Genomic DNA, 13,485 nt, shown 5'->3' on the forward strand with positions numbered 1-13,485 from the left:
AAAGGAAGAGTAAAAAGAAATGGCCATAAATAATCCATACCAATCTTATCAACAAAATTCAGTGAATACAGCGTCGCCGGGAGAGCTTACACTCATGCTTTATAACGGTTGCCTGAAGTTCATTCTACTTGGTAAAAAAGCCATTGAAGCGGGTAAAATCGAAGAAAAGAATACGAATATCTTAAAGGCCCAAAATATCGTTCATGAACTGATGGTGACCTTGAATATGGATGTTGCCGTATCGAAAGACTTGATGAGCCTCTATGATTATATGAATCGTCGTCTGATTGAAGCTAATTTGAAGAATGATATTGCGGCTCTAGAAGAAGTGGAGGGGCTTGTTACCGAGTTCCGTAACACATGGAAGGAAGCCATTCAATTGAACCGCCAAAAACAATTCGTCCAAAGTGGTCAAGTTTGATGGTGCTTCAAAACTTCCATGATGTCACCACTGAATTACTAACCGTCTTGCAGGACCAGACGATTGCTGAACGCGATGATCGAATTGAGCGAATCACAAAGTTGCTTGACCGTCGTGAAGCGTTTCTTTCCCATATCAAACCGCCTTTTTCGGATGAAGAGCTACAATTGGGTCGTCAATCGATGCTTCTAAATCAGCAGGTCGATCAATTGTTGTTGCTCCAAAAGCAAGAGATTCAGCGGGATATAAAGGAATTGAACCAGAAAAAGAAAACTTCAAATAAGTACACGAATCCTTATGAGAATCTTTCCACGGATGGTATGTTTTACGACAAAAAGAAATAAACCCTTACCCAAACCGTTTGAATTTCAAACGGTTTTTGTGTAAATTTTTTCTAAAATTTCTGTGAATTACGATGGCTAATTTTTTCTTTATTGGGCAGTGTTTGGTATAATAGAGCTAAGGTAGACATCAACCTTTTTCAAACCTTCCGACAATTGTTTCATAATTTCGACATATTTCATGATGTGTTTCTAAAGGAAACCGGAGGGGTATTGTAGAATCTAACTGTATAGTCTTAATTTAAGGAGGACTCACTTTATGAATTACAACGTACGCGGTGAAAACATTGAGGTAACTCCAGCAATTCGAGAATACGTCGAAAAGAAAATTGGCAAGTTAGAAAGATATTTTAACAATACGCCAGATGCAAATGTGCAAGTGAATTTGAAAGTGAACAATAATACGTCTAAGGTCGAAGTGACGATTCCGATGCAGAATTTGGTTCTTCGTGCTGAAGAAGAAAATGCGGACATGTATGCCGCAATTGATTTGATCAATGACAAGCTAGAACGCCAAATTCGTAAACATAAAACGAAGGTCAACCGAAAATTCCGCAACAACTTATCCAATACACCCGAAGCATTCGCTTTTGCTACGGAAGTCGATGAAGTGGCGGATGAATTCGAAGATGACAGCGATATTGAAGTGGTCCGTAACAAACGCTTCGATTTGAAGCCGATGGACAGTGAAGAAGCGATTCTGCAAATGAATATGCTTGGTCACAGTTTCTTCGTTTACACAAATGCGGATACGAATACAACCAACGTCGTGTATCGCCGGAAAGATGGACGATACGGATTAATAGAACCAAGTTAATTTAATCATGAAATGCATGGAAGCACCGTCCAGACTCTGGGCGGTGCTTTTTAGGCATGCTCCTTTTCTATTTATTTAACATCGGATTAGGTATAAAGTATTAGTTTTGTTTTCTGAAATTCGAAATACGTTAAAGATTTAATAGGTACATTCCTTTCATAATAAGTCCTCTCAAATGAAGTAGAGTGAATTTGAAGTTTCTTTAAAACGAACAAAATGTGTTCTTTTGAGAGAAAGATAGGTTTTTATACCCATTTCTATATTACCTTAATTTGGCATATAATCGACTTAATCGTTCTTTAAAACGAACAAGTGGTTAATAAGGTGCAGAGGGGATGGGATGTTGTTTCGGAAAAATTGCCATACATGCAATAGGTCTTCATTTAGTAGTTCGGAAATGGGGAATTGGTTTTGTCCTACCTGCGGCGAGGATTTGACCGTGCAAAAGGCCTTTGATGCACTGTCGGTGGAGCGAATTAATATGTCTCATCGCCTGAATGAAAAGAACAAGGTTTTTTATTATCTGAAAAAGCGAACGTGATTTTCGTTTCATGTAAATCCCTCCTTGATTTTTCCCCTATTGTTGTAATTTGTCGATAAATATTTCCTCATATTGGTTAATTGGCGACATAAACTAGCAACATATGTAGGGTGTATTCCCTATAATAAGATTGTAAACTATGTATTTAGTAATATTTATCGTGAAAAAGGCAAACTTATCGAAAGGTGAGGGCGCAAAGGCACAGGTCTAAGGCTGTAAGGAGCTACGATGGCTGGTCTGCCTGAAATACAAGGTAGTATTTTAGGAGGTTGATAAAATGATTACGACGGAAATGGATCAAGAGTGGATGACGTTGATTTTGGAGGCAAAAAGCTTAGGATTGACGAAAGAAGAGATCCGTGATTATCTTGCACGGGAGTCATCGAAGGGGAATTGCGAAAAATGAGAAAGATGTGGAAAGCATCCCTATAAACAGTATGGAGCATGGCTGTTTATAGGGATGCTTTCATTTGCGTAAATAGATTGATAGAGTGCTATGCTTCCTATCTATTTTTCTATTCGTTGTTCTTTTTCCATTTGTTAAACTCAATAAATTCTCGGAATTGTTGTTTTGAAACACCTGAATGCATGGCATCTTCAACGATTTTTATCCAGTCGTTATCCAGGATTTCCTTATTGGGAGCATCGTAAAGAAGGGCATCAACAGGAACATGAAGCACTGCAGAGATTTTTTCCAAAAATTGAATGGAAGGATTCGTTTGTAAGTTCCGTTCGAGCGAACTTAAGTAGGACTTGGCTACCCCGGCTTTCTCGGCTAGTTCAGTCATCGACATTTTCTTTTCTTCCCGCAGCTTTTTAACACGCTCACCGATCATCATTACCACCTCGAACTAGTTCTATTTATCCCACAGAATAAGCTTTGCTAACCCACTTACAGTGTCTTCTACTATCCAGGTTTACAAGCGAATGGCGTCAACTATCTATTAAACCCATTTATAGTAGTTGAGATATATAGCCTTTTTTAAAGACCATCTGTGCAAACGTGGGCCTACCCATATGTATTTTAAATCTTCCCTCTATTTTAACAGTTTTTGTCCTGTTTTATCCATTGTTTTTCTCAAGAAGTGATATCTGGCCCATAGTCCTGAAAGTGACATGAAGTTGTACCTCATGAATAGAAGTGGTAAAATTAAGACTAGATTATTATCGGCAGAAGGTGTGTTCCTTCTTACTTATATGAATGAACGATATTGAATGATCATTTTCCCAATAGAGGAGCGTTAATGAATGCTTAATATATTAAATAAAGTTTTTGATCCGAATAAGCGAGAACTTAAGCGGTTAGAAAAAGTGGCTGATCAGGTCGAAGCGCTGGCGGATGAGATGGCTTCGTTATCGGACGAGCAGCTGACTGCCAAAACGGAAGAATTCAAGAAACGTTATCAAAACGGGGAAACTGTGGATGATTTGCTCGTTGAGGCATTTGCTGTCGTACGTGAAGGAGCAAAGCGGGCGCTTGGCATGTATCCTTTCCGTGTTCAGATCATGGGTGGGGCGTCCCTTCATGATGGGAATATTTCCGAAATGAAAACAGGTGAAGGGAAAACGTTGACTTCAACCATGCCCGTTTATTTAAATGCGATTACTGGCAAAGGCGTCCATGTCGTGACCGTCAATGAATACCTCGCACAACGTGATGCGACTGATATGGGTGTGTTATATAATTTCCTCGGATTGTCTGTCGGGTTGAATCTGAACAGTCATTCTAAAGAAGAAAAACAAGAAGCATACAATGCGGATATCACGTATAGCACGAATAATGAGTTAGGTTTCGATTACTTGCGTGACAATATGGTGCTATATAAAGAACAAATGGTTCAACGGCCATTGCATTATGCGGTTATCGATGAAGTCGATTCCATCTTGATCGATGAAGCGAGGACGCCATTGATCATTTCCGGTGCGGCGCAAAAATCAGCCCAGCTTTATATCCAGGCGAATGCGTTTGTGCGTACCCTGAAAAAAGATACGGATTACACGTATGATGAGAAAACCAAAGGCGTGCAATTGACTGAAGAAGGTATGAACAGGGCTGAAAGAGCGTTCAATATTGATAATTTATTCGATATCACTCATGTGACATTGAACCATCATATCAATCAGGCATTGAAAGCACATGTTGCCATGCATTTGGATGTGGATTATGTGGTCCAAGACGGCGAGATTGTCATCGTTGACCAATTTACAGGCCGTTTAATGAAAGGTCGCCGTTATAGTGAAGGACTTCATCAGGCCATTGAAGCAAAAGAGGGACTAGAAATTCAAAATGAAAGCATGACCCTTGCGACGATTACTTTCCAGAACTATTTCAGGATGTATGAAAAACTTTCCGGTATGACGGGTACGGCCAAGACGGAAGAAGAAGAGTTCCGTAATATCTATAATATGAATGTTATTGCGATTCCAACGAACCGGGATATCGTCCGGGATGACCGTCCAGATCTCATTTATGCGTCAATGGACGGAAAATTCAAAGCGGTCGTGGAAGATATTGCAGAGCGTCATGTAAAAGGACAGCCCGTGCTGGTTGGTACGGTCGCCATTGAGACTTCGGAGATCATTTCCAACTACTTGACGAAAAAAGGCATTCCTCATAACGTGTTGAATGCGAAGAACCATGAGCGTGAAGCGGAAATCATCTTGAATGCAGGGAATAAGGGAGCGGTTACGATCGCCACAAACATGGCTGGCCGTGGTACGGATATCAAGCTAGGCGAAGGTGTCAAAGACGTGGGCGGGCTTGCCGTCATCGGGACGGAACGTCATGAAAGTCGCCGGATTGATAACCAGCTGCGTGGTCGTTCTGGTCGTCAGGGAGATCCAGGGGTCACTCAGTTCTATCTATCCATGGAAGATGAATTGATGCGTCGCTTTGGTTCGGATAATATGAAGAGTATGATGGCGCGCCTTGGCATGGATGATTCCCAACCCATTCAAAGCAAAATGGTGTCAAGAGCCGTTGAATCCGCTCAGAAACGGGTTGAAGGCAATAACTTCGATTCTCGTAAACAATTGCTGCAGTATGATGATGTTCTTCGTCAGCAACGTGAAATCATATACAAACAGCGTTTCGATGTAATGGAAAGCGAAAACTTGCGTGAAATCGTTGAAACGATGATCACGGCGTCCATTCAACGTAATGTTGCAGCTTTTGCGCCGATGGGCGATGAAGAAGGCTGGAACTTGCAAGGACTTGTCGATTACTTGAACGGCAATCTATTCCAAGAGGGTGAGATTACAATCGCCGATTTGGATGGGAAAGATGAATCGGAACTGGTTGAGTTCATTCTAGGAAAAGTAAAAGAAAGTTATGATCAAAAAGAAGCCGAGCTTTCAGAAGAGCAAATGCGCGAGTTTGAAAAAGTTATCGTGCTTCGGGCAGTGGACAGCAAGTGGATGGATCATATCGATGCGATGGAACAATTGCGTCAAGGGATTCACCTACGTGCATATGGTCAAATCGATCCGCTTCGTGAATACCAATCAGAAGGCTTCGCGATGTTTGAAAGCATGATTGCTTCGATGGAAGATGAGGTCACTAAGTACATTATGAAAGCTGAAATCCGCAATAACTTGGAGCGGAAGGAAGTCATAAAAGGACAAGCGGTCAATCCGAAAGAAGACGAAGGCGGTAAAGTGAAGAAGGCACCGGCTCGTAAATCGGAAGATGTCGGGCGAAATGCTTTATGTCCATGTGGCAGCGGAAAAAAATATAAGAATTGTCATGGCAACTTAGCCTGAAAATAGGTGTATAATGGAGAAGAGACGGATAAGTTAAATGAACTTACCGCCTCTTTTCATGTTCCGTTTATGAAACCGGACTGAATGCATATCGTTTTAAAAAGGCATATTTGCATAAAGCAAATCCCGATACGGGATTTTTTTAACATACTAATGAGGTGAATAGAAATGGAAATGGCAGAAATCAGAAACGAATTAGAAAGAACAGCGCAACGATTAACGGACTTTAGGGGGTCTCTTTGACTTAGATGAAAAAGAGGCACGCATTGCACAACTAGAAAATGAGATGACGCATCCTGACTTTTGGAATGATCAACAAAAGGCTCAAGGTGTCATCAATGAAACGAACGCATTGAAAGAACAAGTCGACCAATTGGCCGAGTTGAATGATTCGTATGAAAATCTCGATTTGACGTATGAACTGGTCAAAGAAGAGAATGATGAAGATCTTATGACAGAGTTAGTGGAAGAAATCACGATTCTTTCCCAAAAGATGAATGACTTTGAACTACAGCTTCTACTAAGTGAAGAGTATGATTCGAAAAATGCCATTCTGGAACTGCATCCTGGTGCAGGCGGAACAGAGTCCCAAGATTGGGGTTCCATGTTGCTACGCATGTACACTAGATGGGGCGAAAAAAGAGGATTCAAGGTGGAAACCCTTGATTACCTTCCAGGTGATGAAGCGGGAATCAAGAGTGTAACGCTCCTATTCAAAGGCCATAACGCATATGGCTATTTGAAAGCGGAAAAAGGCGTGCACCGTCTTGTCCGGATTTCTCCTTTCGATTCATCAGGCCGCCGTCATACTTCGTTCGTATCATGCGAAGTCATGCCGGAATTCGATGAAACGATTCATATAGATATCCGTACGGAAGATTTGAAAATCGATACGTACCGGGCAAGTGGCGCCGGCGGTCAGCATATTAACACGACTGACTCAGCTGTCCGGATTACCCATTTACCAACGAATACGGTCGTAACGTGTCAAAATGAGAGATCGCAAATCAAAAACAAGGCCCAAGCGATGAATATGCTGAAAGCCAAATTATATCAACTTGAGATCGAACAGCAACAAGCCGATTTGGATGAAATCCGCGGTGAACAGAAGGAAATTGGCTGGGGAAGCCAAATCCGCTCTTACGTCTTCCATCCTTATTCCATGGTAAAGGATCACCGTACAAGTGCGGAGACCGGGAACCTTGGAGCAGTGATGGATGGGGATATCGATATGTTCATCGATGCTTATTTACGTTCTAAATTATAAGAGGTATGAATCGAACCGGATCTTATTCGGTTCGATTTTTTTGTACAACATTTCAATTCATTAGTCCTTTACCACGTCATCTGGCTGTTATTTACAGGAAATGAACAGGGATGCTATACTACTTTCGGTTAAGACTAATTAAATAAGAAGGATTATGAGGAGACAACCAGAATGAGAAAGAGATATCGGGAGCCAAAGCACCCTTTGATACAAATTTTGATGGAATATGGTCTAGTGTTGATAGGGTCAGGCATCATCGCGATTGGGTTCAATGTATTTCTTCTACCGAACCAGGTCGCTTCAGGCGGGGTCAGCGGAATCAGCACGATTCTATATACCACGCTAGGTTGGGAACCAGCGTATGTTCAGTGGGCATTTAATATTCCTTTATTCATTGCCGGACTTATTGTACTTGGAAGGAATTTTGGTGCAAAAACGTTCATCGGAACGTTATTTTTACCGTTTGTCGTCTTCCTGACAAAGGATTGGGAACCATGGACGAACGATGCATTACTCGGGTCACTTTGTGGTGGTATCCTTGTCGGATTGGGATTGGGCATAGTCTTTCGCGGGAAGGCTTCCACTGGCGGAACGGATTTAGCGGCGCAAATCATTCATACGTATACCAATTTGTCATTGGGGACCTGTGTGGCAATCATTGATGGCCTCATCGTATTGAGCGCGGCCATTGTTTTTGATATTGAAAAAGGGCTTTATGCCTTGATCAGCTTATATGTCACAAGTAAGACCATCGACCTTATCCAAGTTGGATTCAACCGTTCCAAGATGGCATTAATTATCACGAATAATGAACCCGAAGTTAGGGATGCTATTATACATGAACTAGACCGCGGTGTTACACGGATTTCCGGGCATGGCGGCTATACGGACGATTCCCGTCCGATTTTAATGTGTGTCATCGATCAATCTGAATTCACCAAATTGAAACAATTGGTCAAAGTCGTTGACCCTAAAGCATTCGTGATCGTCATGGATGCCTCAGAAGTACTTGGAGAGGGTTTTAAACTCGATTGAGATTGGTATAATGTTTCTGTACTGGTAGACTTAAGAAGAAGGGGGCTTGTCCAATGAAAAAGAAATGGTTAGCTTTACTATTAGGTACATCTCTTGCGCTTACTGCTTGCGGGGGGAATGACGATAATAACGCAGATAAAGAACCGGCAACGGATACTAATGAAACGACCACTGCTGGTGCCGGTGATGCAGCCAAGATTTATGAAAATAAATGTTCAAGTTGTCATGCCGTGAATCTTGAAGGCGGCGTAGGCCCGAATTTGACGGAAGTCGGTTCGCGTTTGTCAAAAGATGAAATTGAGCAAATCATCTTGAAAGGCCAAGGTGGAATGCCAAAAGGCGTCATCATTGGTGATGATGCATCAAAAGTAGCCGAGTGGCTTTCCGAACATAAGTAACAATTCTACCGAAACGTCCTCCTTTAGGCTGGACGTTTCATCCATCCTCTTCATAAAATCCCCTATTATTTCCATTCGTTTTTCCGTATACTAGATAGATAGTCTTAGCACAATCATTGAAATGAAACTGTAATATTTTTATGCTTAATTTGACAAACTTTGATGTTATAATGTTCCTGTGCTTAAAACGAAATGATTCCTGTCGTTATTTAAAAAATGCTGTCGAAAAAAACGCTTTTAATAGATAAGTTAACAAGCAAATTAGGTGGTTTTAGAATGATAGAGATGATAGATGTCAAAAAGACCTATTCCAATGGCGTCATAGCCATTAATGGGTTAAATGTTAAAATACAACCAGGCGAGTTTGTTTATGTAGTGGGTCCAAGTGGTGCCGGAAAATCGACCTTCATCAAAATGATGTATCGGGAAGAAAAGCCGACAAGTGGAAATATCTTGGTTAATGGTGTCAGCCTACCAAAAATCCGCAATTCGAAAGTTCCTCTATTTCGCCGTAATATCGGGATGGTCTTCCAGGATTTTAAACTCCTTCAAACTTTCACAGTCTATGAAAATGTTGCCTTTGCAATGGAAGTCATCGAAAAAGAACCTGAAGTCATTAAAAAGAGAGTCATGGAAGTTCTCGATTTAGTAGGGATCAAGCATAAAGCTAGAATGCGTCCTGCAGAGTTATCAGGTGGAGAACAACAAAGGGTTGCGATTGCCCGTTCAATCGTCAATGACCCCAAGGTGGTTATTGCGGATGAACCTACAGGGAATCTGGATCCTGAAACATCATGGGAAATCATGAGCATATTTGAAGAAATAAACAAGCGCGGAACGACACTTATCATGGCTACGCACAATAAAGATATTGTTAATAACTTTAAACGTCGTGTAATTGCCATTGAAGGTGGAAAAATCGTTCGCGATGAACATAGAGGTGAATACGGATATGAAATTTAGAACACTCGTCCGTCACTTCCGTGAAAGCTTTAAAAACATTGGTCGTAATGGTTGGATGACGTTTGCATCAGTAAGTGCTGTAACAGTCACTCTAACATTGGTTGGCGTTTTTTTAGTGATTATGATGAATTTGAATCATATCGCGGGTAATGTCGAAAACGATGTCGAAATTCGTGCGCATATTGATAATGCAGCGAGTAAAGAGGATATACAAGCAATCAGTAAGCAGATAACGAGTATAGGTGGAATTGATAGTGTTGTCTTCTCCCCTAAGGATGAAGAGCTCACCAATTTAATTGATGATTTAGGCGATAATGGAGATGCCTTTAAACCATTTGAACAAGACAACCCTTTACGGGATGTTTATATCATTAAAACGAAAACACCTCAAGATGTGATCAAGGTAGCGAAAGAAATCGAAAGCATCAATTATATTCAAAGCGTTAAATATGGACAAGGTTATGTTGAAAACCTATTTAGTTTTGTCGAAATTGCTAGAAATATCGGGATTGTACTTATCGTAGGGTTGCTTTTCACAGCCATGTTCCTCATCTCGAATACGATTAAAATTACAATTGTGGCTAGGAAAAAAGAAATCGAGATCATGAGATTGGTAGGGGCAACAAACAACTTCATTCGTTGGCCATTCTTCTTAGAGGGACTCTGGCTAGGAATCCTTGGTTCTGTCGTGCCTATCGCCCTGATTTCAGTACTCTACTACAATCTGTTCAATTATATATCACCACAGATTACGTTTAAATTCGTAGACTTTTTACCAGCAAGTCCATTCATTTACCAAGTGTCGGCGATTCTTATCATCATGGGTGCCGTGATTGGAATATGGGGAAGCTTAATGTCCGTTAGAAAATTCTTAAAAGCATAAGCGAACAAACTTTACAATTCTTTTACACTCGAAATACGAATAAGAAATTCATTCAAAATAGAGAGACGTTGCATGGCACGAGTTGTAACGAGATTGAAAGGGGAAATGGAACATTGAAAAAGAATATTATCGCGGTGAACGCGACAATCATGATTGGCTTGGGGAGCATTTTGGCTGCTCCTTCAGCTTTTGCTGAATCCATTTCAGACTTAGAGCAAAAGAAGGCATCTATACAGGAAAAACGTTCGGGTGTTGAAGCGGACATTTCCACTACCTCAGAAAAAATCAATAACCTCCAGAATAAACAACTGACAGCTGAGGAGCAAATCGCTGCCATTGATGCGAAAATTGCAGAATCAGCAAAGAAAATTGATGCGAAAAATGCTGAAATCACTCAAACAAAAGAAGAAATTGAAGTATTGAAAGCAGAAATTATAGTGTTGCAAGAACGTATCGCTAAGCGTAACGACGTTCTGAAGGAACGTGCACTTTCCTTCCAGGAGTCCGGTGGAGATTTGAATTATGTGGAAGTATTGTTCGGATCATCTAGTTTTAGCGATTTAATTGACCGTGTAGGAGCTGTTGCAGCCATAGCAGAAGCCGATCGCGAGATTTTGAAACAGCATGAGCTGGATAAAAAAGAGCTTGAAGAAAAACAAAAGGCCGTAGAAACGAAGCTTGCTAGTTTAGAAGTGGCTAAAGCTCAACTTTTACAAATCCAAAATCAACAAAAACAGCAGAAAGAACAAAAAGCTGCGTTAGTTAAGAAATTAAAGAAACAAACGAAAAAAGAAGAAGAAAATAAAATGGGCTTAGAGGAAGAAAAGGCGAACCTTGCTGCTCAAGAAACAGCAATCAAGTCAGCCATCGACTTAGAGAAGAATCGTCTAGCTGAATTAGAAGCAGCTCGTAAAAAAGCAGCAGCTGAAGCGAAAAAACGTGCAGAACAAGAAGCGGCAGCACAAGCAGCGCAAGCAGCTCAAGCGAAAAAACAAGCTCCTTCCCATTCTAACTCTAGTTCTAATAGCAGTTCATCCTCTTCATCATCACAAGCTCCGGCTAGTGTAAGTTCTGCACCGGCTGTATCGTCAGGAACATTTACAAGACCAAGTGCAGGTTATGTATCTTCACAAATGGGCGAACGTTGGAATAAACAGCATGCCGGCATTGATATTGCTGCAAGCGGAACTGTGCCTGTTGTAGCGGCAGCAGACGGAGTCGTTAGCCGATCATATTTCTCCTCTTCATATGGTAATGTTGTTTTTGTTTCTCATAGAATTAATGGACAAACGTGGACAACGGTTTATGCACATTTAAGTTCAAGACAAGCTAGTGATGGTGCAGTCGTTGCCAAAGGTCAACAAATTGGGATCATGGGGAATACCGGACATTCCTATGGACAGCATTTACACTTTGAGCTTCACAAAGGGGAATGGAATTACAGCAAGTCCAATGCAGTCAATCCATTAAGCTACATACCTAACTAATACCCAATATATGAATCATAAAACAGACCAGGATCACATCCTGGTCTGTTTTATTTGCTCTGTTCAAAAGCATATTTACCTGAAACTACTCATATAGTGAAAAACATATCGAGGTAGAAAAGGGGATAAATATGGTCAAAAAATGGGTAATTCCTCTGGCAATCATGATGTCATTAGTTATTGGGGCAGCGGGGGGCATGTATTGGACAAGCACCCAGGATAAACACGAGATGAAACAGGAAAGCCAAGAGGGCATAAAAGATCAGGAGTGGGCAAAAGTGGAACAAGCTTATGGGTTGATCGTGAGCCAGTATGTTGAACAGGTAGACGGCTCAAAGCTCATCGAAGGTGCCATTCAAGGCATGCTGACAACATTGAAGGATCCATATTCAGTATATATGGACAAGGAGACCGCAAAGCAGTTCAATGAGACCTTGGATTCCTCATTTGAAGGAATCGGAACGGAAATCGGGATGGAGGACGGTAAGGTCATCATTGTCTCTCCCTACAAGGACTCCCCGGCTGAAAAGGCAGGATTAAAGCCGAAGGACCAAATCCTAAAGGTGAATGGGGAAAGTGTCGAAGGATTGGACCTCTATGAAACTCGGTTGAAGATCCGTGGGAAAAAGGGTTCTCCAGTCAAAATGGAAATAAAACGTGCCGGTGTATCCAATCCGATCGAATTCAATATGGTTCGTGCTGAAATTCCATTGGACACGGTTTTTTCTTCGACCAAGGAAGTAGCGGGTGAGGAAATCGGGTATGTGGAGTTGACCACATTCTCGGAAAATACCGCATCGGATTTTAAAAAGCAGTTGAAGGAACTTGAGAAGAAGGGAATCGAAGGGCTGGTGATCGATGTCCGGGGGAATCCGGGCGGTCTCCTTTCAAGTGTGGAGACGATTTTAGGCGAGTTTATTACGAAAGATAAACCATATTTGAAAATAGCCGAAAGAACGGGTGAGACGCAATCCTTTTTCACAGAACTGAAGAAAAAGAAGGACTACCCCATTGCCGTCCTGACGGATAAAGGCAGTGCCTCGGCCTCGGAGATCCTTGCCGGTGCCATGGAGGAGGCCGGAGGATACCCGCTGATTGGCGAGAAGACGTTCGGTAAAGGGACGGTTCAACAGGCAGTCCCAATGGGAGATGGCAGCAATATCAAGCTTACGCTGTACAAGTGGCTGACACCATCTGGTAACTGGATTCACAAAAAGGGAATCGAACCGACGATTGAAGTCAAGCAACCGGTGTACTTCAACGCCCATCAGTTAACCATCGAAAAGGTATTGAAACGGGACATGACAGACGACCAAATTCAGTATGCGCAAACGATCCTAAAAGGGATTGGTTTTGAAACAGGGCGTGAGGATGGGTACTACGATTGGAATACAGAGATTGCGGTCAAGGCTTTTCAGAAGCAGTATGGGATGAAAGCGACTGGTAATTTGGATGCCAAGACCGCTGCAAAGCTAGAAACTGTCATCTTGGAAAAAATTCAGGATGAAGATAATGATATTCAGCTACGGACGGCTTTGAATTATTTGGCGAAATAGAAGATGGAGGCAAC

The 13,485-nt window shown here is 41.6% G+C and carries 13 protein-coding genes and 1 riboswitch; of the genes, 12 read left to right on the plus strand and 1 reads right to left on the minus strand.

The features are described from left to right. Nucleotides 1-19: 19 nt before the first annotated feature. The 4 genes from fliS (at nucleotide 20) to ACIQXU_RS17310 (ending at nucleotide 2,526) form a co-directional block, all read left to right on the plus strand. On the plus strand, nucleotides 20-421 hold the full coding sequence (fliS, locus tag ACIQXU_RS17295; RefSeq protein WP_402954611.1) for a flagellar export chaperone FliS: 402 nt from the start codon (nucleotides 20-22) through the stop codon (nucleotides 419-421). Continuing rightward, nucleotides 421-765 (plus strand): flagellar protein FliT, encoded by a 345-nt coding sequence (gene fliT / locus ACIQXU_RS17300; RefSeq protein ID WP_402991242.1) that lies wholly within the window; start codon nucleotides 421-423, stop codon nucleotides 763-765. The genes fliS and fliT overlap by 1 nt, the downstream gene beginning before the upstream one ends. A gap of 256 nt (nucleotides 766-1,021) precedes the next feature. After that, nucleotides 1,022-1,579, plus strand: coding sequence for a ribosome hibernation-promoting factor, HPF/YfiA family (gene hpf / locus ACIQXU_RS17305; protein WP_402870618.1), 558 nt, complete (start codon nucleotides 1,022-1,024; stop codon nucleotides 1,577-1,579). A 699-nt stretch (nucleotides 1,580-2,278) separates the two neighbouring features. Beyond that, nucleotides 2,279-2,365, plus strand: a riboswitch (cyclic di-GMP riboswitch). Between the two features lie 32 nt (nucleotides 2,366-2,397). Beyond that, nucleotides 2,398-2,526, plus strand: a complete 129-nt coding sequence (locus tag ACIQXU_RS17310; protein ID WP_402991245.1) for an anti-repressor SinI family protein — start codon at nucleotides 2,398-2,400, stop codon at nucleotides 2,524-2,526. Nucleotides 2,527-2,635: 109 nt separating this feature from the next. On the opposite strand, the gene ACIQXU_RS17315 is transcribed toward ACIQXU_RS17310, so the two are convergent. Next, nucleotides 2,636-2,956, minus strand: coding sequence for a helix-turn-helix domain-containing protein (locus ACIQXU_RS17315; protein ID WP_402954602.1), 321 nt, complete (start codon nucleotides 2,954-2,956; stop codon nucleotides 2,636-2,638). Nucleotides 2,957-3,368: 412 nt separating this feature from the next. Between ACIQXU_RS17315 and secA the strand changes: the two genes are divergently transcribed. From secA to ACIQXU_RS17355, 8 genes are all read left to right on the plus strand, one after another. After that, nucleotides 3,369-5,882 carry a preprotein translocase subunit SecA gene (gene secA, locus ACIQXU_RS17320; protein WP_402954599.1) on the plus strand — a complete coding sequence of 838 codons (2,514 nt, stop codon included), beginning with the start codon at nucleotides 3,369-3,371 and terminating at the stop codon, nucleotides 5,880-5,882. Nucleotides 5,883-6,050: 168 nt separating this feature from the next. Continuing rightward, nucleotides 6,051-7,149 (plus strand): peptide chain release factor 2 gene (gene prfB, locus ACIQXU_RS17325; protein ID WP_402870630.1). Its coding sequence is split into 2 segments (ribosomal slippage): nucleotides 6,051-6,122 and nucleotides 6,124-7,149, totalling 1,098 coding nucleotides; the frame shifts between segments, so codons are not numbered across the junction. A gap of 171 nt (nucleotides 7,150-7,320) precedes the next feature. Beyond that, complete coding sequence (locus tag ACIQXU_RS17330) at nucleotides 7,321-8,184, plus strand: YitT family protein (RefSeq protein ID WP_402991248.1); 864 nt, start codon at nucleotides 7,321-7,323, stop codon at nucleotides 8,182-8,184. Between the two features lie 53 nt (nucleotides 8,185-8,237). After that, nucleotides 8,238-8,582, plus strand: coding sequence for a cytochrome c551 (gene cccB / locus ACIQXU_RS17335; protein WP_402991251.1), 345 nt, complete (start codon nucleotides 8,238-8,240; stop codon nucleotides 8,580-8,582). 276 nt (nucleotides 8,583-8,858) lie between these two features. Continuing rightward, nucleotides 8,859-9,545 (plus strand): cell division ATP-binding protein FtsE, encoded by a 687-nt coding sequence (ftsE, locus tag ACIQXU_RS17340; protein WP_402870638.1) that lies wholly within the window; start codon nucleotides 8,859-8,861, stop codon nucleotides 9,543-9,545. Continuing rightward, complete coding sequence (ftsX, locus tag ACIQXU_RS17345) at nucleotides 9,535-10,428, plus strand: permease-like cell division protein FtsX (protein WP_402870641.1); 894 nt, start codon at nucleotides 9,535-9,537, stop codon at nucleotides 10,426-10,428. Before ftsE ends, ftsX begins: the two co-directional genes overlap by 11 nt. Before the next feature lie 113 nt (nucleotides 10,429-10,541). After that, nucleotides 10,542-11,915 (plus strand): murein hydrolase activator EnvC family protein, encoded by a 1,374-nt coding sequence (locus tag ACIQXU_RS17350; protein WP_402991253.1) that lies wholly within the window; start codon nucleotides 10,542-10,544, stop codon nucleotides 11,913-11,915. A 131-nt stretch (nucleotides 11,916-12,046) separates the two neighbouring features. After that, nucleotides 12,047-13,471, plus strand: a complete 1,425-nt coding sequence (locus ACIQXU_RS17355; protein ID WP_402991256.1) for a S41 family peptidase — start codon at nucleotides 12,047-12,049, stop codon at nucleotides 13,469-13,471. Nucleotides 13,472-13,485 lie beyond the last annotated feature (14 nt).

It is taken from the genome of Peribacillus sp. NPDC097284 (assembly GCF_044761765.1).
Lineage (GTDB): Bacteria > Bacillota > Bacilli > Bacillales > DSM-1321 > Peribacillus.

Coding starts and splice junctions, on each gene's coding strand:
- fliS (WP_402954611.1), top strand. CDS start 20: ATGGCCATAAATAATCCATACCAATCTTATCAACAAAATTCAGTGAAT.
- fliT (WP_402991242.1), top strand. CDS start 421: ATGGTGCTTCAAAACTTCCATGATGTCACCACTGAATTACTAACCGTC.
- hpf (WP_402870618.1), top strand. CDS start 1,022: ATGAATTACAACGTACGCGGTGAAAACATTGAGGTAACTCCAGCAATT.
- ACIQXU_RS17310 (WP_402991245.1), top strand. CDS start 2,398: ATGATTACGACGGAAATGGATCAAGAGTGGATGACGTTGATTTTGGAG.
- ACIQXU_RS17315 (WP_402954602.1), bottom strand. CDS start 2,956: ATGATCGGTGAGCGTGTTAAAAAGCTGCGGGAAGAAAAGAAAATGTCG.
- secA (WP_402954599.1), top strand. CDS start 3,369: ATGCTTAATATATTAAATAAAGTTTTTGATCCGAATAAGCGAGAACTT.
- ACIQXU_RS17330 (WP_402991248.1), top strand. CDS start 7,321: ATGAGAAAGAGATATCGGGAGCCAAAGCACCCTTTGATACAAATTTTG.
- cccB (WP_402991251.1), top strand. CDS start 8,238: ATGAAAAAGAAATGGTTAGCTTTACTATTAGGTACATCTCTTGCGCTT.
- ftsE (WP_402870638.1), top strand. CDS start 8,859: ATGATAGAGATGATAGATGTCAAAAAGACCTATTCCAATGGCGTCATA.
- ftsX (WP_402870641.1), top strand. CDS start 9,535: ATGAAATTTAGAACACTCGTCCGTCACTTCCGTGAAAGCTTTAAAAAC.
- ACIQXU_RS17355 (WP_402991256.1), top strand. CDS start 12,047: ATGGTCAAAAAATGGGTAATTCCTCTGGCAATCATGATGTCATTAGTT.